Here is a 19,584-nt window from a genome sequence, read left to right as displayed (position 1 = left end):
ATTTGTGTCTACTATCTTGACAGAGGTCCAGTTTGATTGACGCGTTAGTTACAAAGGTGAAGAATACAAAGGATTGTATTGTGCTTCCTCCTGAAAAATTTCCAAACCTGTTGAATAAATATCATAAGCTTCCACCGGACCTTGAAAGGTTCTACAAGTTGTGTGGAGGATTGACATTATACACTAAATCAGACTACACCATTACAATCGTTCCTCCTAATGATTTCGCTTTAGCTAATCCAGTAATTGTCGGCGACCTCTGTGAAACAGATATTTCTTCGAATTGGTATATTGTTGGCACTGGGGGAAGCTCAGAGTTTATTACGATTGATTTATCTAGTGATAAGAACGGAAGGTGCTACGATAGCTTTGTTGATAGGCATGGAGTTGTTGGGGATAATCCGATCATTGCTAAATCGTTTAGTGACCTGCTTATAAGATTAATGGACAACAGAGGACAATATTGGTATTGGCTAGAGGATGACTTTGTTTCACTGGGCGATGCGTATGGTAGTAAGTGAAATTAATGCAAAAGTGAGGTCTGTAAAAATTCACTTATCGGGCGGTGATTGAACAAAATCAGTCACCGCTCATTTATCGAAGAATGTACGAGGATACGTATGAAGGGGATATTGCGAATCCGCTGAGTCATATTCGTATGTGCATAATAATCCGGTATTCTGTTTTTTACGAGGTAAATTTAAAACCATGGGAATCAACAATAAATCGGCATAAACTGTCAACATCCTTGTTACCGGGATGTGACAGTTTATTTGTTTTCTGAATGGTTGCATAACGCCTCAAAAAGGATGATTTTTCAAACGACGGATTGTCAAGCCAAGTGCGACAGTTCCTCCATGAAGGCTTCGTAAGCTGATTTCCAGTCCAGGCATTTACGGGGGCGGTGGTTGATGAGACGAACAGCCTCATCCAGTTCCTCATCAGTGACCCTAGCAAAATCGTGTCCTTTAGGGAAGAACTCCCGCAAGAGCCCATTTGCATTCTCATTGGAACCACGTTGCCAAGAAGAGTAGGGATCAGCAAAGAAGACGTTCACGTTGTGAAACTGCTCTAGTTCGGTATAGCAGGCAAACTCTTTGCCGCGATCTGTCGTAGCGGTTTTGAAGGCACCTTGCGGGTACTGACTTGCGGCTACATCAAAGGCGATTTCCATCGAGCGTGCAGTGCGGTCAGGCATCTTAACAGCGAAGTACAGCCTGGTCTTACGCTCGATAAAGGTGGCTGCACAGGCTTTGCTTTTCCCTCTGCTGGACACGACCGTATCCAGTTCACAATGACCAAAAGTCTTGCGCTTACGCACTTCTTTAGGGCGCTGACGGATCGGCGTGCCGACGAGAAAGCGTTCACGTGCCTCCATGGGTTTACGTCGCTTCCCTTTGTGGCGCAGCACCTGTGTCTCTGATACGGATAGCTTGCCATCATAGCGAGTTTTACGGCGGCCTGCTGGAAGCAGTCGGCATGGAGCCCGTGTACACGGGCTCCCGGGCGCGCAAGCTCTGGCAGGACATCGTCAAAAGCCGCTCCGCTCCCGGGGAGCGCACCATGGTCGTGGACATCGACGAGGCGCACGAGATGAGCGAGGCCATGCTGCTGGAGCTGCGATTCGCCCTGAATTACAACATTGATTCCGCCGCATTGTTTCCCTTGATTCTCGTCGGGCAGCCGGAGCTTCGCAAGCTGCTGCGGCTGCGAAAGTATGAAGCCACATTCCAGCGCATCGGGTTGCAGTACCACCTGAGCGGCATGAGCAAGGAGGAAACGAGCGCCTACATCCGCCACCACTTGACCGTAAGCCGGACCGAAAAACCGGTCTTCGCCGAAAGTGCGCTCAGCCGTATTTTTGCTGCCAGTCAAGGCCTCCCGCGCGTTGTGAACCAGATCTGTACACAGATTCTGCTGGATGCCGAAACTCGACATCTCGAAGTCATTGAAGAGACGGATGTCGTCCGCATGTTGGCCGACATGGACCGGCAGCGCGGCGTCACGACCTGAATGCGAACGATCCCCATCATCCCCAATGATTGGCGTGTGCTTCCGATCCTCGGAGAGCATACGCCTCTTCTTTTGATCGGCGGCACGTTCTCGGGGTTCTGGCGGATTGGCGCTACATTTCTACCGTCTTTGTCGCTATTTTCTACACCGTCATTTTACGTGAGCGGTAACACGTTTCGTCGTTTCTCTGCAATCTGTTCAGGTGACCAGGTCTGCTCAAGCTTTTCCTGCAGTTCTGTGGCGAGCCCTGCAGAGAACTTGCCTAATGGGGCACTTGAGGATCTCCGTCCTTGATAGGCGTCATGCGCGGCTCCGGCTTCGTACCGTTCTGCCCTCTGTCCTCTCTTGAGTTCACGGGCAATGGTGGAATGATGACGACCAAGCTTCTGGCCAATTTCTCTAGCTGTCCAGCCAAGCCCATGCAACGTCTCTAGTTGTCCGCGTTCGATTATGCTAAGATGGGAGTAGCTCATGTTGGGTTCTCCTGTATAAATGGTGTTGTGGTGACTTCCATTTTACACGAATCCATTCATGGGCTGCTTTGTTTTTAGCTGTCGCACTTCATATTACAATCCGTCAAACAAAAAAGCAGCCATACAAGGCTGCCGTAAAAGTGAACCGGTATTCTTTCACTCACTTTGTTCTTCCCACAATTCAGTCATACGGTCTGTCACGTCACGGTTCGAGACAATAACTGTGTGATTGATTGAGTGTGGAGTAATGCGAAACACTTCCTTATCTTTATCAAACAAGGTTATGATGTATAACACGCCACTTCGATCCTCAGGACTAGGATCAAGCGTCACATCTATTTCTCCAATTTTGTCGAGCCATTTGCTGATGATTTCTTTATCCGTTATACTTTTTCTGGTTCCCCCCGCCTTAAGTATCTCCATACGCTCAATAGTACCTTTATTCTCCGGATAAAAGGATTTGATCTTTTTTACGGTAGGTACAGTGGGCACTGTGTTGCTATCTTGATGATCCGGCTTACAACCCATTAATGTAATTACAGATAGAATCATCACCACCATAAACATTATCCATCGACATTTCATGCAATCCCCCCTTTTTTTATTTTCAGACGAAACCCAGGTGCTCTTGGTTGCAGTAGAAATGCAACTTAAAAAGACGTCGAATAGACCCGACGCCTTTTAATTATTCTAGTCACGCACTTTCCAAAGATCAGTCATGGTGCCGAACGATCCCATGAGAAGATAGACTGTTTTCCCGGTCGATTCCCAATTATCTTGTACAAGGGCATATTTGGGGTTCGACCAGTCACTTGTATCGGTATAACTTTCATATCCAACTAAAGTAACCATATGTCCACCATCTGCACCAGTAGGATCATTATAACTATATCCGATTAAACGGAGAAATGCAGGGCTATCAGCCCCCACTTCAGACTTAATATCGCTGAAACTTACACTTGTATCTCGGGTAACAGAGAAATTGCTGCTGTAGCCTTTTTCACTGATGTAGCTGTCAAAACCAGATTTAACGTCGCTGCTATACACGCCATAGGAATCATCGTGATCCATGAGTTCACCCAGGCGGTCAGCTACATTCAACCAATTATTTGACGAAGACATGTTCGGATAGCCGTTAGAATCCCAATACATAGCAATTGCAGCTCCAGTAGTTGGCACGCAATCGTTATCCATGCTTGAATTATCGTTTTGCTGATAATCAGGAACTCCAGAAATAAGATCATATTCATAGTTAATAATTGTGAAAGTACCTACGTCAATACTTTGTTCTGAGGGGATTGGTCTGACGATCAATTCATCTTGCTGCACAATTTTTTGTCGCTCGTCAATCAGGCTTTTAAATGTTTGATTGTCAAATGTAAGATTCGTTTTCACGTCGAGATATTTGTTATCGTCAATTTTATTTACATAAAAGAGAGCTCCCAAATAATAAAGATTTGCTGTGTCTTGCCCTTGGCCAGGGTAAGTATCGCCGGTTGCAAACTCAACAATCAGCCCTGTTGCATGATCAATAACAAAGTAACCGGCAACTCGATCAGAACGATTGAGAACGATGAGAGATTTCGTAACTTGGTCGTTTTCATCCTTCAAATCAATAATTTTTCCAGGTGCAACGTCTTCAAACTCTTTGAACCCAAGTTGAATACGTTCTTCGATTTTTTTATTTGCAATGGATACCATATTGGACTGGTTATTTTTCGAATCATCAGCAAAAGCGCCCGCAGGGAAAAGCATTGAAAACGCCAACACGCAAGTAGCAACTGTCTTCGTTATTTTTTTCATTGACTTACACCCTCCATTTTTAGTTTCTGTATCTACTTTTGTGATCCTTCTTTAATTTTTCCCAGCTCATTGTAGATGCATAAAACCAAGTGGTGGTCATATTGTCTACTATATTTAACGACAGAAACCACACACACATCTGACGCTGAGTGCAAATTTTTGATTTCCAATAGCGACCACAATAAGTGTGTGTTAATTCACTTCTTTAGGAAATTATCCTCTCCTTTACTGAATAGATTCTCATTGATTCTATTAGTATCGGAGTGAATATGAATGTAGTTTAAGTTGTGTCTCCATTAATCCTAATAGACAAATGAGTTGGTTCTAGCACATTCTCTACTTGAATGGACGATGGGCAGCCAAACGGTTATCCAGTCACATAAAGGATATCAACCATTTCATTTTAAGTCAATAACTTACTATTATGAAAATATAATATTTTTTTAAAAAAATATGGATGTGAAACGGGAAGCTGCGGCCTTCCGTTTTCTCATAATCGAAATCAAGATGCATTTTTGTGTGTCCCCGTTTTTGCATTACTCCGGTAAGGTCAGGGGCTGCACCCTCTTTTTCCCGGCAGATGCATTCAGGACAACGTGAAAAGTTGCAGCAAGCACTGAATTTGGATGGCCACCAAATTCGCTTGTTAGGGGCGAAGCCCTTAATACCCCTCTCGAGAGCAGAAATTCATTCATTCCCCGTCGCTTTTGAATCGGTTCGAAATCATTCATTCACACTCTCTCCAATACAGTGAAGTTCCAATAACGTCACATCGTACATCGCCAGGGCTTGGGGGCGCAGCCCTCAACAAGCGAATTTGGGAGACCAAATTCAGTGCTTGCTGCGCCGTTACACGGCGCCATAAAGCACCTTCCGGGAACAATAGGAAGGGCTGCCGGAGTCAAGAGCGTTTCTTCGCGCGGGGCGGGTAAGGCGTTTTTTGATCGGTGCGGCCAAGCAAATAATCGACACTGGTTTGATGGAAGTCGGCTAATGCGATTAAGAGCGCTGTCGGAATATCCAGCTTCCCTCGTTCGTAATCGCTGTACGTCCGCTGTTTGCAATTCAGATGCGCGCATAGCTGCTCCTGTGATAAATCCTTATCTTCACGCATGTTTCGTATTCGTTCGTAGACCACAAGCACTCACCTCAGGATGAGTATAGTTCAGTGGATAATCCGCTATTTACTTTCAGTGTGTTATACACTGGAATTTTCTATACACGCCTTTACTCATGCCGGGGCGAGCCAGAACGATGTGGTCCGCGAAGGGGGGCATCATGGCGAAAGGAGTCGAAGAACTGCTGGCGCGTATCGAAAGCGTTCGCCGGGACCTGAATGAGCAAGCTTTGTATGACAGTCTTCCAAGCCCGACGATGCTTGAAAAATCCAGGGAACTCGATCGTCTGTTGAATGTGTATCAAGCCGTCAAAACGGGAGCGCAGATCACGCAAGGCTGAGATCCCTGCTTTTTTTTATGATAATCGGCACAGAGGTGTCCGATTTAGGCGCGAAAATGAAACGGTTAGTAGAGGGCTGTATTTGAAGAAGCCCTCCGCTAACCGTTTTATTTTGGAGAGGAGAGCGAGAACATGAAGTCCCCCATCTTTCGTGACGACCGGCATGAAGCTTTTTACGACCGAATGTTAGCCGAAAGTCGTTGTACGGACAGCTACCATCGCGCCTTGTTTTACACGCTGGGACTGTCGAAGGATACACGCGCCCATATTCAGGAATTGTTCGACTTTTCCGATGGCGGCATCAAACCGGAAGGCCTGTCTGCTTCCTGGCAAACCGGAGGTTCTCTACGTATCTGTCGTTTGGCGTTTAATCTCTGGAACGGCTGGAGCCAGACGGGCGAGGAACGGTATTCAACTCTGTATGAGCTGTTTGATTGCGAAGCTGCTCCCTACTTTTTTGAAGCAATACGGCTGCGCTATCCGGAATATGCTCGCCAACTGACACCCGCCATCAAGCCTCATGCCGAACGCACGCGGTGAGCCGCGTTTGGGAGATTTACGGAAGGAAGAGATGCGGATGAACGAAGAGAAGCTTCCTTTGTCATCGACTCCGGCAGACCGCGACCGCGATCCGATGCACGAGATGCAGTTGGGGAAAAACTTGTATATCGTGAAATGTCACATTATCGGTAATGAAACGCTCGGTGATAAAATCGAACGGCTTGTTTTGAGAACGTGGGAGGAAGAAGCGTTCAGAAGCCGATGAAGCCGGAAGGGAATCCTCGCGATTCCCTTTTCTCATAGACGCGGGACACCCTACCTCAACCTTCCAAAATTCGGTATACTGAAATCAGCCGATTTGTTGCTGGGAAAGGACGGAGAATGAAGAAACAACAGCAAACCCGAACCGCAATTTACTGCCGTTTGAGCCGGGACGATGAACAGAGTGGCGAAAGCATGAGTATCGAAAATCAACGGATTCTGCTCCGGCGTTACGCGAAGGAGCAGGGCTTTGAAGTAGTTGAGGTGTACACGGACGATGGCTGGAGCGGCACCAATTTTGATCGCCCCGACTTCCAGCGAATGAAGCGGGAAATTGAAAACGGCGGCATTGATATTGTGCTGGTGAAGGATTTGAGCCGCTTGGGCTGCAACCAGATCGAAACGAGCCTGTGCATTCAGGTGTTTTTCCCGGAGCATCAGGTACGCTTTATTGCCGTCAGCGAGAACATTGACACCGCCAAGGGCGAGGACGATTTCATGGAGCTGCGGAATCTGTTCAATGAATGGTTCGTCCGCGACACAAGCCGGAAGGTCAAGAGCGGCTATCGCCAGCGGGCGTTAAATGGCGATTACACGGGAGCCTTTGCCCCCTACGGCTACTGCAAGGACGAGCAGAACAAGCATAAGCTGATTCCAGATGAAAAGACCGCCGCGATTGTGCGACGTATTTTCCGATTAGCGGTGGAAGGTCACAGTCCCTTTAAAATCGGTAGACTGCTGCGGGCAGATCGTGTTCTCACTCCTCGCGCTTACTTGGCGGAGCAGCATCAGCGTTACCTGAAAGTAGCCAATACCCGGCATCCGTACGATTGGGGCGCAACGACCGTCAAGGCTATTATCCAGAACAAGGCGCATCTGGGGCATATGGTGAGCCATAAGGCAACCAAGCCCTCCTTCAAGAAAAAGCGGGTCGTCGCCGTACCCGAGGACGAATGGATTGTGGTTCGGAATACGCATGAGCCGCTGATTGACGAGGAAACCTTTGCATTAGCACAAAAGGTCATTCGGGTGAGGAATCGCCCGACCAAAGAGGGAGAGCATCAAATCTTCGCGGGTTTGCTGAAATGCTCGACCTGCGGTCAAAGCCTGTCCTTTGCTCGCGGAGGCAGCAGCAAGACCAGCGGCGGTAAAGGCGGTCGCGGTAGCTTCGCCTGCAACCAGTCGCGGACGCGCGGCAAAGCGTATTGCAGCTTCCATTACATCAGCTATGTGGACATCTACGAGATTATGTTGGCGGACATCCGACGACATGCGCAGACCGCCAAGGAGAGGGAAAGCGCCTTTGCGGAGAAGCTTGCCGCGGTGAGTCAGAAACAGCAGAAAAAGCAATGGAGCGCCGCTGTGAAAGAACGCATCAGGTTAAACAGCCGGAAAAGCGAGTTGCAGACCATTCAGCGGAAGCTTTATGAAGACAATGCTTTAGGAAAAATCACGGATGAACAGTATGTGACGTTGTCACGAGATTTTACAGCAGAGCAAGCTCAACTGAAGAAGCGGCTCAAGCTGTTGGAGGAACAGCTTCACCAGGCAGAGAACAAGCAGGAAAACACGACTCGATTTTTGGAACGGGTACGCGAGTATACGGATATGAAGGAATTAACAAAAGCGGTATTGAATGAACTGATTGACAAGGTTGTTGTGTATGATGCCGAAAAGATAAACGGCAAGCGCGTGCAGCGCATTGATATTTATTACCGATTCGTCGGTCTAATTTCGTAAACAACAGAGGTTATTACCTCGTTAAAAATAGATTACTCCATTGTTATATACCGATCCCTCGAGGCACAGGGTTGAGTACAACATTGGCTAAGAAGTTTTATTTATGCGTGATAAAGCAATGGGCGGCAAGATGAAGATATACTGTGACGCAAGAAGTGATTTGGGGACAGTACAGAAAAACTATCATTTTAGTGTTCAAGGTAGACCTGTTGGGAATGTAATTAATGATCTGCAAAAGGCTGGACAAAAAGATATATTACAACAATATGATGGCAGATGGAGGCAACCATCAGAAAAGGAACCTGCAGAGTTTGCAGATACATTAAAAAAATCATGTAGGGTGGTAGTAATGGAACTTCTAAAGAAGGAAGAAATATCGAGTGTAATATTATTTGACTTGCAGTTGTCAGAAAGTGAACTAATGGCTTTTGAGGCATGTGTTCGTTTTGTATTCGAGCATCTTGATTCAGAAAAAATAGAGAAAATCAGTGACTGCACAAAAGAAGAATTGGGATGGATGCAAGAAGAGTTGGTTAGTTTGATTACTAGTAGCATGCTCCCGCAATACTTGCCATCCAGATATAAATCTCAAGAGTAACTATCGTTTTTGAAATAACAAAGTGAAACAAGGCGCAAAAGCCGCATGGCTTCCTGCACCTTGTTTTTTTGCTCCTATGGGCTGCGTAAGGCCTATGTCGCCGACGCAATACCGTGCGATGACCGGTCGCAACATCCGGAAGATGGCTTGCCCTACAGGACGGAACGCATGCCCAGCAAATCCTGCGAGATTTGCTCGATGTTATCATGAGGGCCGACAAAATAGTAAACCTTCGACACGTCCGATGATGCTCCGGGAACGTCGATGCTTAACGCAGGAGAGTGATATTCAAGCTCGGCAAAATGTCCCAACTGGCCGCCGTCGTAATAAAATTGCATGCACGATCCCTTGTAGTGGGAATCATCGGGAGGATAGTCCGGGTAGATGCCGGAAGGATGAACGGTAAATTGGCGAACGACGAGACTGCTCCTGTTGTCGTCCAATCGGCGCAAATAACCGAATCTCCCCGTTGAAGACAACGCATCGACCGACAGCTTAAAACTGTGAACGCCTTCGCACGGAATGCGGAAGCCATGGGGCGCAAGCTCCACATTTACCGTATCCGTCTGGGAAAACATCGTCCGAGGGCGAACAGGTCCGTAGCTCGGGACCAGGATACGGCCTCTGGGAGGAACCTGCATAATGCTCCACAGGTTGCAGAAGCCGGGAGCGGATTCGCATTCCGCAGCAGGCCGCGAATCGCCGGGGGATAAATGCATGCGAGTATGAACTTCGTATCCGATATAGGAGACGGATTCGCTCATCCCAGCCGCCGAACCCGAGTTCATGGCATAAGGATTAGGCGTTAAAGTGAACTGCTTCGTCAGTTGCAGGAGGACATTTCGACCGGAAGTCCGATGAAGCAGCTCGCAGTCCATGCTGGCGGCGACGAGGGAGTTGGAGGACAGATCGAGCTTCCAGTTACCCGGATCGAGCTGCGCAGGAACGTCATATTGTCCGGAAGCGTCCGTGTAGTAATCCAGTTCCGGACTGATCCAAGTACGGTCCCCGCCTACATTCCAAGGGAGATCCGGATGGGCGGCGCCGTCGGCGTGCCAGAAGGCGGAGTCCTCCTGTTCGTTAGCCCATAACGCCAGCGCCCGAGCGCCTTGCTCCCGAACCAGCAGTCGACCGCCTTGCCCGTCGGAGAGCGAGACGGGCGGATTGTTCCTTTGCGGCTCGTATTTCTTCATTATGATATATCCCCGTTCTCAGATTCGTCAGTAAAGCAAAGCAAGCAATCCTCATCCTGGATATGCTGCGTCCAGAGCGCCTCGATCTCCTCCTCGGAGCCGCTGCGAAGCGTGGATAGCAAAGCGGCATGATCGTCGACGACCCTCCGCATATCGTCGAAACGACTCGTGTTCTTGATAAAATGCAGGCGCAGCCGGTTGACGATCCCCGACCAGATTTGCAGCGTATAAGACGAATCGTCGAGAGAGAGGAGTTGCTCGTGAAATTGAATGTCCTCTTCGACCAGTGCGGGCAAGTCTCCGTCAGCCGCATATTTCTTCATCCGCTCGACGATCTGCTCAAGCTTGCCGTAGAACGCCTCGTCTCGTTTGGCGTGACTGTACTTCAAGGCGAACAGCTCCAGCTTCAGGCGGATCGGAATCAGCAATTCCGTGACTTCTTCCTTCCGAACGTCGGCTACCGTCGTTTCCCGATAGGGGGAACTGACGACGAGACCGAGCGCTTCCAAATCTCGCAACGCTTCGCGTATAGGCCCGCGGCTGATCGACATTTGCTTGGAAATGTCCAGCTCCTTCAGCTTTTCCCCCGGCTTCAAATGCCCGCCGATAATCGCGTTCCGAATATCGTTCAGAACCCGTTGGCGCAAGGAGAGGTTTTCTTGGCTCTTAAATTGAAATGTATCCATGGTTAATTAAACTCCTTAACGAATATTGGCTTCTTCATCCATATAAGCCGTCTATTACCGCTATTATAGTGGAATGTGAGTCGATCTTCAACAGACAATTGCTGAAGATTGATTGTTGACAATCGACTAATGCGGATTTATGATGGGTTCAAGCGAAAAAGGAGGAAGAGCCAATATGAATGTTCTAGCTATATGCGCCCACCCGGACGACGCTGAGATCTGGGCAGGCGGTACGTTGGCGAAATATGCCGCACGCGGCGACCGGGTCACGATCGCGGTCGTAACCAACGGGGAGGTGGGCTCGCCGACGCTTCCGAAGGAGGAGATCGCGGAAATCCGTCGCCAAGAAGCGATCGCAGCAGCCAAGCATATCGGAGCGGAGCTGATCTGGATGGGCTATCCGGACGAGTTTCTGTTCGATACGGAAGGGACGAGACTGGCATTCATTGAAGCGATGCGCTGCAGCGATGCGGAAGTCGTCCTGACGCATTGGCCGGACGATCTCTATAATCCCGACCATACAATTACCGGACGGATCGCCAACGATGTAGCGATCATGACGACCGTTCCCAATATCGTCACGGCCAGTCCAAAGCTGGATAAGATTCCGATTGTCTACTTCATGGACAGTGTGGCGGGATTAGGCTTCCAGCCGGAGGAGTATGTGGATATTACGGAGACGTTCGAGACGAAGAGGCGAATGCTGGCCGAGCATGTCAGCCAAGTTGGGGATTGGCTGCAGGATCAATACGGCTCCAATGCGATGGAGATGATCGAGGTGACCTCCCGTTTCCGTGGCATTCAAAGCGGAGTCCGCTATGCAGAGGGCTTCATTCGGGCGAAAGCGTACCCGCGCAACATTACCGGAAGCTTGCTTCCCTGAGCCAATACGAATAGGGGGGGACGGAACATGAGGAGATTCGAAGACCGGACGGTTATTGTCACGGGAGGAGCAACGGGAATCGGCCTTGCGACCGCCAAGCTGTTCGCGACCGAGGGGGCGAACGTTCTGATCGCTGGGCGCAGCGAGTCCAACGGATATCAGGCTGTCGAGCAATTGAAGACAATCGGTGGGCGGCCCTTATATGCGAAGACCGACGTTTCCGACGAAGAGGACGTTAAGCGTATGATCGAGGCGGCCATCGAACATACCGGCCGGATAGATGTTCTGATCAACAATGCGGCAATGTTCTACGAGAGCGATTTCCTGGAGGAAACGACGGAACGGTGGCGAGCGGTGTTCGACACGATCGTCAACGGCGCTTATTGGGGAACCAAGTACGCTGCGAAGGCGATGATCGAAGCGGGCATCCACGGAGCGATTGTGAACGTATCGTCGATTAACGGCTATCGCGCCTTGAATCAATCCAGTCATTACAACGCGGCCAAAGGGGCGCTCGATCAATTAACTCGCGGTACTGCGCTGGAACTGGCTCCGCATGGCATTCGCGTGAACGGGGTTGCGCCGGGGTTTATCGATACGGGGCTGTCGGTCGTCGGCGGCGTGAACGAGTTGGAGACGGACTGGTTCAAGGGTTATTACGTAGGAATGAGGAAAATTCCGCAGGCCAGAGCCGGAGAGGTCGACGAGGTGGCGAGCGTAATCGCCTTCCTGGCTTCCGAGGCGGCCTCTTATGTCCAAGGTGCGACGATTCCTGTCGACGGCGGACTGTCGGTCACTTTTTAAGGGGGAGAAAGCGGTGTCGAATCAAGGAGAATGGCAGCAGATTTCCCGGGAAATCCGTCGCAAAATACTGCCCCCGGGCCAATCGATGATGAGCATGCTGATCGAATTTAAGCAAGGCGGCTTCGGTCCAGAGCACGCTCATCCCCATGAGCAGTTGGGCTTTGTCGTGAAAGGCAAAATTCGCATGTACATCGACGGCGTGGAAGTCGAGGTGGAGGAGGGCGAGCAGGTCCGAGTTCCGAGCAACGTTTCCCATTCCGTATTGGCGCTTGAGGACTCTCTTGTTCTGGAGACGTTTACACCTCTGCGCGTCGACTTGCTCGCTACTTGGCAAGTATCAACCGAAACGGAGATGAATTTATGAAAATTACCGAAGTCGAAGCGATACATTTACGCTTGCCCGATCTGGATGCGGAGCAATGCGACGGCACGCAGGATACGTTAATTATCCGCATCAATACCGATGAAGGGATCGTAGGCGTGGGCGAGGTCGACTCTTCTCCGCTTGTTGCCAAAGCGGTCGTGGACGCGCGCGCTTCCCACTCGATCGCGACCGGCCTTAGGAGCTTGCTGATCGGGGAAAATCCGATCGAGATCGAACGGCTGTGGGACAAAATGTATCGGGGAACGCTTTATTTCGGCCGCACCGGCCCTGCTTTGCACGCGATCAGCGGCGTGGACATCGCGCTGTGGGATATATTCGGCAAGGTGATGAACCGTCCTGTGTGCGAGATGATGGGCGGCATTTTCCACCGCAAGCTGAAAGCCTATGCAAGCGCACTCATGCCGGAGACGATTGAGGAAGCGGCTCGCATGGCGGAGCAGTACGCTAAGCAGGGCTATAGGGCGATGAAGTTCGGCTGGGGACCGATCGGACGCGATCCGAAGTTCGACGAGGCGCAGGTCAAGGCAATCCGGGAAGCGATTGGCGACGACATCGACATCATGATTGATGCGGGACTCGCATGGGACTTGAAGGGCGCGCTGCGAATGGCCGAAGTCTACGAGAAATACGGCGTTTATTGGCTGGAGGAGCCGGTGCATTCCAATAATATTGCCGGATACCGCGAATTGGCGGACAGGACGAGAATTTCGATCGCCGGCGGCGAGCAGGAGAGCGGCCGAATGGCGTTCCAACGGCTGCTCGACGAAGGGCATCTGGACATCATTCAGCCTGATCTGGCGCGCGTTGGCGGATTGACCGAGGGCAAGAGAATTGCTTATTTGGCTTACGATCGCCACAAGAAGGTCGTCCCGCACGCCTTCAAAACCGGCATTTTGGTTGCGGCCAGCACGCATTTCGCGGCAGCGATTCCGAACGGCTTTATGATCGAATATACCGTATCGAGTTCCCCGCTGGCGCGGGACTTGGTCAGCCGCGAGGTGGAGTTCAAGGACGGCTACGTAACCGTTCCCGTCGAGCGTCCGGGATTGGGCGTGGAGATCGACGAAGCCGTATTGAACCGCTACCGGGTCGAGTGAGGAGGAGATACACATGTCATCGATGATGCGGGCGCTTGTATATGAAGGACCCCGACAAATGAATATCCGGAACATCCCGGTTCCCTCCCCCGGGGAGAAACAAGTGCTTATTCGGGTCGAGAGAGTCGGCATATGCGGCTCCGAGTTGGGCGGCTTCCTCGGCCATAACTCGCTGCGCGTGCCGCCTCTCGTTATGGGGCATGAATTTTCCGGCGTTGTGGCGGAAGCGGGATCAGGAGCGACGAAGTTCCGGCCGGGCGACCGAGTTACGGTCAACCCTCTGGGCACATGCGGCGAATGCGAGGATTGCCTTGGAAGCTCCGAGCAGCTGTGCCCCAGCCGCAGGCTGCTCGGAGCGCATGCTCCGGGAGCCTTCGCGGAATATGTCGCGGTACCTGAGCGCGACATTCACCTGATTCCTGATTCCGTCTCCTTCGATCAGGCGGCATTCGCGGAGCCGTTCGCCTGCGCGGTTCATCTGTGCCGGCTGATCGCTCTGAGACCGGAAGATCGTCTGCTCGTCCTGGGGGCCGGACCGATTGGTTTGTTCGCTCTGGCTGCTGCCAGAACTCTCGGGTTGGAGAACATCGTTGTAGCAGATCTGAACGCCGATCGGCTGCGCATCGCGGCGGAGCTGGGCAGCACACCGGCGCAGGGAGACGCGGAGATTGCGTCGCTTAAGCCTGCGGAAGGGTTTCATGCGGCGGTGGATGCGGTAGGAGCCGCTTCGACCCGCCTTCGCTGCGTGCAATCCGTGCGACGCGGCGGCAGAATCGGGCTGACCGGCCTTCATGAGGCCGATACGACATTGCCGATCAATTCGATGATCCGTGAAGAGCTTAAGCTGTTCGGCGCTTTTGCGTACTCGCGGAACGATTTCGAAACGGCTCTGCGCTGGATCGCGGAGGGCAGCATCGATTTGTTGCCCTGGACGGAGCATCGTTCCCTGGATGAAGGCCAGAGCAGCTTCGAGAAGCTGGTGTCCGGCCCGGGCGCCATCGCGAAGATTATGCTCTGTCCCTCCACATAGAAGTGATGGACATCATTCGCAATCGTACTCGGATTGCCGGTGGAGCGGCAGGTTTACCTGAAGCCCGGCGACGAAGTCAGCATTTGCATCGAGAAGATCGGAACGTTGAGAACTCGCTTTGTCCCGGAAGCTTAAAGCGATGTGGATTACGATATAAAGGAGACTGGATCGAATGGATGCGAAATTCGCGGTGGAGTGGAAGAAGGGACCGTCCCGAGGAAGCGTCTCGACGAATTACGGCACTGTTAGTACGGCAATTATACGTGGGATCGGTGAAGCTGAAGGATCGAGCTTCTTCACGGACGGAAGTTCGATACGACTGGAAGTGACCGTGCGATCGGAGGATTTGCAAGGTGCACAGGCGATTCTGGTGAACATCGATACGTCGGAGCACCCGTTCAGCTTTTTCTTGCGGGATGTGAACAAGGCTTATCCGATATATATTCCTGCCTACGGAATTGCGGTTACGCAGGCTGAGGACGATCGGACTTATGAGCAAATTCAGCACGACGTCAAATCGTTGAACTTGATTACCGATCTGCAGCGCATAGATGACGAGCCGGAGGAAACCTTCGCTAGCGCTGCAGCCCATACCCGGGAGCTTGCATCCCAGACATGGCTCGGTTTGTCGCGCGACGTTCGGATTTTCGGCGTCGGGTTTCGCGGTATCGGCGGAGAGGAAAGGCTGTGGGACTGGGTGCAGCCGAGATTTCACGGTTTCGAAGTAAGGCTGCCGGAGAACGAGGATAAGCCCGTCTGTTACCGGTACATGCTTGGCCGAGGCGTAGGCTGTGTGGACGGCGTTACCCGCAGGCTCGAGGACGGAACGCTCCCCATCCTGCACGCCTCCATCGCGGATAACGACGTAGTCTACGACACGGTATCCTTCGTCTCTTATGAAAGCAGCCCTTTGAATGCCGATACGTTAAGGGGCACGCATTATCTGGCCGCCGACGGCTTCGGCCACTTTCATATGCTGACGGAAGAACAGACGGCGCTTCGGGAAAGAATCCTTCCGCAGGAGATGAAGCGGGATGAGGAGACGGTGCTCTACTTCCGGGCGGTAGCCACGAACAAAGCCCAAGTGCCCAGATACGCTTGGTTCAAAAATGTCGTTCCCAACGCTTTCGTCTTAAACGATGACATGCAATACAAGTTCGACGGGGATAACGGGTTCGTCAGCTACTCGGAAGATCGGATTTGCTGCGTATCCAGGCTGGGCGGACAACCGCTTCGAACGGAAGAGACGGCGGTTCTCCTTCCTCCGGGAGAGTCGGTCACTTTCGAATTTTACTTGCCTCACCGTCCCATCTCCAGGGAACGCGCTGAAGGATTGAGTCGGCAGAGCTTCGAAGAGAGATGGACGGAGTGCCGCGCTTTCTGGCGGGAGAAGCTTTCCCGAGCGGCGTCGATCAAGCTTCCCGAGCCGCGGATCGAAGAGATGGTCAAGGCCGGATTGCTTCATCTCGATCTCGTCTCATACGGCCTGGAGCCCGGCGGAACGATCGTTCCGACGATCGGCGTGTATACGGCGATCGGCTCGGAGAGTTCGCCGATTATCCAATTCATGGAGTCCATGGGATGGAACGACGTTGCGGAGAGGGCATTGCGATTTTTCTTGGATAAGCAGCACGAGGACGGTCTGATGCAAAACTATGGCGGGTATATGCTGGAAACGGGCGCCGCGTTGTGGAGTCTCGGAGAGCATTACCGGTATACCCGGGACGAAGAATGGGTTATTAAGATAAAGGACCATCTGCTAAAGGCATTCGACTATCTGGCTAAGTGGAGGGACCGCAATAAAACGGAGGAGCTTCGGGGCAAAGGATACGGCATGCTGGAAGGGAAGACCGCAGATCCGGAAGACCCGTTCCGCTCCTTTATGTTAAACGGGTATGCGTATATGGGGATGAGCCGTCTGGCGGAGATGCTCAGGAACGTCGATCCCGGCAGTTCCGCACTAGTAGACACCGAAGCGCAAGCTCTGAAAGAGGATATCCGTCAAGGTTTGTTCGCCACGATGGCAAGTTCACCGGTCGTCCCGCTGGCCGACGGAAGCTGGGTGCCGACCGTCCCTCCTTGGGCAGAGCACAGAGGACCGCTTTCCGTGAACGGGGAAGGCGGCAAATGGCTGACGCACGGTTCGGTCACCGCTCGGGATTCCCTTCTGGGCCCGCTATACCTCGTTTTTCAAGAGGTCGTTCGTCCAGACGAAGCCGCAGCGGAATTCATGTTGAATTATCATCATGAATTGATGTGTACCCGCAATGTCGCTTTAAGTCAGCCCTACTACAGCATGCATCCTTGGGTGCATCTGAAGCGCGGCGAGGTCAAGCCGTTCCTGAAAGCCTATTATAATGGTTTCTCCGGATTGGCAGACCGGGAGACGTATACGTTCTGGGAGCACTTCTGGCACGCCAGCCCGCATAAGACGCACGAAGAAGGCTGGTTCCTCATGCAGACCCGTTGGATGCTTTACATGGAAGACGGGGAGGATCGGTTGAACTTGTTGCCGGGAATTCCGAGCAGATGGCTGGAGAACGGCAACGTCATCGAGTTGGACGGAATCGTGACTTATTTCGGAGAAGTCACGTTGCGCGTCGAATCGAATTTGGAGCGCAACGAGATCGTGGCGAAAGTCGTCTGCCGGTCGGACAGAAAGCCGAATACTGTAAGCATCCGGCTCCCGCATCCGGAAGGGGCGAATCCCGCAACGATCATTGGCGGATCATATTCCGCTTCGCGGCAAACCATCTTGGTCGAACAATTCGACGGGAACGCCGAAATTACGCTGCGATTCGATTAATTGATGCTATAATGGGAGCAACGTCCTACCTTCAAAGTTCCCACTTCCATGTCAGGGGGTTATCTTATACGAACGAATAACGTTCAATCTTTCCAAAAGAGGAGCAGACTCCTCTTTTTTGGTTTAAGAAATAAATTTATTTTGTTCAACACGATCATTGGCATCGTTTTTATTACCGTTTTAAGCGCTCTATTATCGCATTTCATGGAGAAGTATACGAAGGAAAACATCAATCAGTACGTTACGAGCCTAAACGCGCAGATCAGCAACAGCATCGACCGTTACGTCGACGACATGCAGAAGGTGCTTATGATCCTCTCCAAGGATGCCAACCTCCCCGTGATTGCGGACAAGAAGTTCGTCGGAACCTACGAGGGATATGTTGCCTACAATCGTTTTTACGATAACATCCGATCGCTGATTTTTTTCAAAGGCTACAAATCGCTATCGGTCATCCTCTTCGACAGGCAGGAAATTCTGACGACGGATTTAAATGACGGCCAGGATTTCAAATATATTCGCAATGCCTTGAATACGAACATGTACCGCGAGATCACTGATTCCGAGCAATCGATGGTGCTGCTGCCCGGGTTCTCCCTGTTATCTGGCAAGGACAACAATACGTTATTCACCCAAGCCATCAAGTTATGGGGCAACCTGCCCGGAGAAAAAGACTTTATGGTACTGAGCGCCGACAAAAACCTGTTCTCACAATTTCTCAATGGGGTCAATAACGAAGCGTTCGACGATACTCTCATTACGACGGAGGACGGGAAGGTGATTTTCAGTCTGAATTCCGACGTCTCGGCTTACGACGAATTCAGCGACAAGGACATCGGCCGACTAGCCGAATTCGACACGCTTCATCTCAATGGGGCAAGCTATTACGCCAATGTTAAAAATTCCGCGACAACGGGCTGGTACGTCGTCTCTTTGATTAATCAAAACAAGATCGACAAACAAATCAACGATTCGAAAATCATCATTATGATGACGGGAATCATCGTGATGACCATCTTGATTCTCGCCGTTCATCTCTTCGTGACGAGGAGCACGCGGGATCTCAAGCGGTTATCCAAGACGATGAAAAACATAGAGAAGTCGAACTACCAAATCCGAAGCAACATTAACCGCAACGACGAGATCGGCGATCTCAGCGATAGCTTTAATTCGATGGTCAAGAACGTGCTGGAGAACCAAGTGCTGCGCAACGAAGCCGAGATCAAGAGTTTGCAGGACCAGATCAACCCTCATTTCCTGTACAATACGCTTGACGCGATTAGTTCGCTGGCCATCAAACGGGATCATGTCAGAATTAATGAAATGGTGGAAAAGCTGGCCGATTTTTACCGCTACAATATGAACGTCGCGAGCAACAACGTCGTGGAGATCGGAACCGAAATCCAGCACGTGAAAAATTATCTTGAAATTATCCAGGTTCGCTACGGCAGCCGCTTAAGCGTGATCTATGAGATCGACGAAGGCATGTCGGAGTACCGGACGATTCGGTTCACGCTTCAACCCGTCGTCGAAAACGCGATCAAGCACGCATTTAACGAAATGTCCATGGACTGCGTCATTCGGATTAAGGCTTACGAAACGGAGGATACGATCGTTCTGGAAGTGTCGGACAACGGAATCGGAATCGAGGAACCCATACTTCGCAAGATCATGCAAGATATCGATGAAGAATCTTCCTTGCCGCATTCCGGGACTCGCAGGGGCGTAGGACTGAAGAACGTGAACATGCGGTTTAAGCTGTTATTCGGCGGCGATTACGGAGTTTCGATCGAAAGCGCCAAGGTGAAAGGGACAAGAGTCGTCATTATTGGTCGCAAATTGAAATGAGGTGC

20 protein-coding genes and 2 pseudogenes are annotated in these 19,584 nt (G+C 51.1%); 14 read left to right on the top strand and 8 right to left on the bottom strand.

Translation table 11 applies throughout. The features are described 5' to 3' along the window. Positions 1-32: 32 nt before the first annotated feature. A complete protein-coding gene (locus M6D81_RS21090; protein WP_262679003.1) occupies positions 33-521 on the top strand; it encodes an SMI1/KNR4 family protein in 489 nt (162 codons plus the stop codon). A gap of 311 nt (positions 522-832) precedes the next feature. Here the strand turns inward: M6D81_RS21090 and M6D81_RS21085 are convergent. Continuing rightward, positions 833-1,444: pseudogene (locus tag M6D81_RS21085) on the bottom strand (IS30 family transposase); the annotation flags it as partial. A 35-nt stretch (positions 1,445-1,479) separates the two neighbouring features. Here M6D81_RS21085 and M6D81_RS21080 point away from each other — a divergent pair. After that, complete coding sequence (locus M6D81_RS21080; RefSeq protein ID WP_262679002.1) at positions 1,480-2,013, top strand: ExeA family protein; 534 nt, start codon at positions 1,480-1,482, stop codon at positions 2,011-2,013. 176 nt (positions 2,014-2,189) lie between these two features. On the opposite strand, the pseudogene M6D81_RS21075 reads toward M6D81_RS21080, so the two are convergent. The 5 genes and pseudogenes from M6D81_RS21075 to M6D81_RS21055 form a co-directional block, all read right to left on the bottom strand. Further along, positions 2,190-2,486, bottom strand: a pseudogene (locus M6D81_RS21075) (transposase); the annotation flags it as partial. Between the two features lie 156 nt (positions 2,487-2,642). Continuing rightward, positions 2,643-3,071 carry a hypothetical protein gene (locus M6D81_RS21070; RefSeq protein WP_262679000.1) on the bottom strand — a complete coding sequence of 143 codons (429 nt, stop codon included), beginning with the start codon at positions 3,069-3,071 and terminating at the stop codon, positions 2,643-2,645. Between the two features lie 105 nt (positions 3,072-3,176). After that, positions 3,177-4,289, bottom strand: a complete 1,113-nt coding sequence (locus tag M6D81_RS21065) for a C39 family peptidase (protein ID WP_262678998.1) — start codon at positions 4,287-4,289, stop codon at positions 3,177-3,179. Positions 4,290-4,825: 536 nt separating this feature from the next. Further along, positions 4,826-5,020 (bottom strand): hypothetical protein, encoded by a 195-nt coding sequence (locus M6D81_RS21060; protein ID WP_262678997.1) that lies wholly within the window; start codon positions 5,018-5,020, stop codon positions 4,826-4,828. A 170-nt stretch (positions 5,021-5,190) separates the two neighbouring features. Beyond that, positions 5,191-5,403, bottom strand: coding sequence for a helix-turn-helix domain-containing protein (locus M6D81_RS21055; RefSeq protein WP_127588942.1), 213 nt, complete (start codon positions 5,401-5,403; stop codon positions 5,191-5,193). Positions 5,404-5,567: 164 nt separating this feature from the next. Between M6D81_RS21055 and M6D81_RS21050 the strand changes: the two genes are divergently transcribed. The 5 genes from M6D81_RS21050 (at position 5,568) to M6D81_RS21030 (ending at position 8,847) form a co-directional block, all read left to right on the top strand. Next, the gene (locus M6D81_RS21050) at positions 5,568-5,747 is read left to right on the top strand and encodes an aspartyl-phosphate phosphatase Spo0E family protein (RefSeq protein ID WP_262678996.1); all 180 of its coding nucleotides are present in this window, start codon (positions 5,568-5,570) and stop codon (positions 5,745-5,747) included. 132 nt (positions 5,748-5,879) lie between these two features. Further along, positions 5,880-6,287: a DUF6075 family protein gene (locus M6D81_RS21045; protein ID WP_262678995.1), complete on the top strand. Its 408-nt coding sequence runs from the start codon at positions 5,880-5,882 to the stop codon at positions 6,285-6,287. 7 nt (positions 6,288-6,294) lie between these two features. Then, positions 6,295-6,513, top strand: a complete 219-nt coding sequence (locus tag M6D81_RS21040; protein ID WP_262678994.1) for a hypothetical protein — start codon at positions 6,295-6,297, stop codon at positions 6,511-6,513. A gap of 116 nt (positions 6,514-6,629) precedes the next feature. Further along, positions 6,630-8,249, top strand: a complete 1,620-nt coding sequence (locus M6D81_RS21035) for a recombinase family protein (RefSeq protein WP_262678993.1) — start codon at positions 6,630-6,632, stop codon at positions 8,247-8,249. Positions 8,250-8,352: 103 nt separating this feature from the next. Further along, on the top strand, positions 8,353-8,847 hold the full coding sequence (locus M6D81_RS21030; protein ID WP_262678992.1) for a hypothetical protein: 495 nt from the start codon (positions 8,353-8,355) through the stop codon (positions 8,845-8,847). Between the two features lie 152 nt (positions 8,848-8,999). Here the strand turns inward: M6D81_RS21030 and M6D81_RS21025 are convergent, their stop codons facing one another. Both M6D81_RS21025 and M6D81_RS21020 read right to left on the bottom strand, forming a co-directional pair. Beyond that, entirely contained in the window at positions 9,000-10,040 is a 1,041-nt protein-coding gene (locus tag M6D81_RS21025) for a DUF6786 family protein (protein WP_262678991.1), read from the bottom strand. Continuing rightward, complete coding sequence (locus M6D81_RS21020) at positions 10,040-10,726, bottom strand: GntR family transcriptional regulator (protein WP_262678990.1); 687 nt, start codon at positions 10,724-10,726, stop codon at positions 10,040-10,042. The genes M6D81_RS21025 and M6D81_RS21020 overlap by 1 nt, the downstream gene beginning before the upstream one ends. A 175-nt stretch (positions 10,727-10,901) precedes the next feature. Between M6D81_RS21020 and M6D81_RS21015 the strand changes: the two genes are divergently transcribed. The 7 genes from M6D81_RS21015 to M6D81_RS20985 all read left to right on the top strand — a co-directional run bounded on the left by M6D81_RS21015 (position 10,902) and on the right by M6D81_RS20985 (position 19,579). Then, positions 10,902-11,609, top strand: a complete 708-nt coding sequence (locus tag M6D81_RS21015; protein ID WP_262678989.1) for a PIG-L deacetylase family protein — start codon at positions 10,902-10,904, stop codon at positions 11,607-11,609. Between the two features lie 27 nt (positions 11,610-11,636). Beyond that, on the top strand, positions 11,637-12,413 hold the full coding sequence (locus M6D81_RS21010; protein WP_262678988.1) for an SDR family NAD(P)-dependent oxidoreductase: 777 nt from the start codon (positions 11,637-11,639) through the stop codon (positions 12,411-12,413). 13 nt (positions 12,414-12,426) lie between these two features. Beyond that, positions 12,427-12,777 carry a cupin domain-containing protein gene (locus M6D81_RS21005; protein ID WP_262678987.1) on the top strand — a complete coding sequence of 117 codons (351 nt, stop codon included), beginning with the start codon at positions 12,427-12,429 and terminating at the stop codon, positions 12,775-12,777. Further along, positions 12,774-13,895, top strand: a complete 1,122-nt coding sequence (locus M6D81_RS21000; RefSeq protein ID WP_262678986.1) for a mandelate racemase/muconate lactonizing enzyme family protein — start codon at positions 12,774-12,776, stop codon at positions 13,893-13,895. The genes M6D81_RS21005 and M6D81_RS21000 overlap by 4 nt, the downstream gene beginning before the upstream one ends. A 13-nt stretch (positions 13,896-13,908) precedes the next feature. Continuing rightward, positions 13,909-14,925: a zinc-dependent alcohol dehydrogenase gene (locus tag M6D81_RS20995; protein ID WP_262678985.1), complete on the top strand. Its 1,017-nt coding sequence runs from the start codon at positions 13,909-13,911 to the stop codon at positions 14,923-14,925. 172 nt (positions 14,926-15,097) lie between these two features. Then, positions 15,098-17,731, top strand: a complete 2,634-nt coding sequence (locus tag M6D81_RS20990) for a glucosidase family protein (protein ID WP_262678984.1) — start codon at positions 15,098-15,100, stop codon at positions 17,729-17,731. 141 nt (positions 17,732-17,872) lie between these two features. After that, on the top strand, positions 17,873-19,579 hold the full coding sequence (locus tag M6D81_RS20985; RefSeq protein WP_262678983.1) for a sensor histidine kinase: 1,707 nt from the start codon (positions 17,873-17,875) through the stop codon (positions 19,577-19,579). Positions 19,580-19,584: the final 5 nt, after the last annotated feature.

The sequence above is a fragment of the Paenibacillus sp. J5C2022 genome (assembly GCF_025567625.1).
In the GTDB taxonomy this organism is placed as follows: Bacteria; Bacillota; Bacilli; order Paenibacillales; family Paenibacillaceae; genus Pristimantibacillus.
Note: the sequence above shows the minus strand (reverse complement) of the source record. Positions and strands in the feature narration are given on the sequence as shown.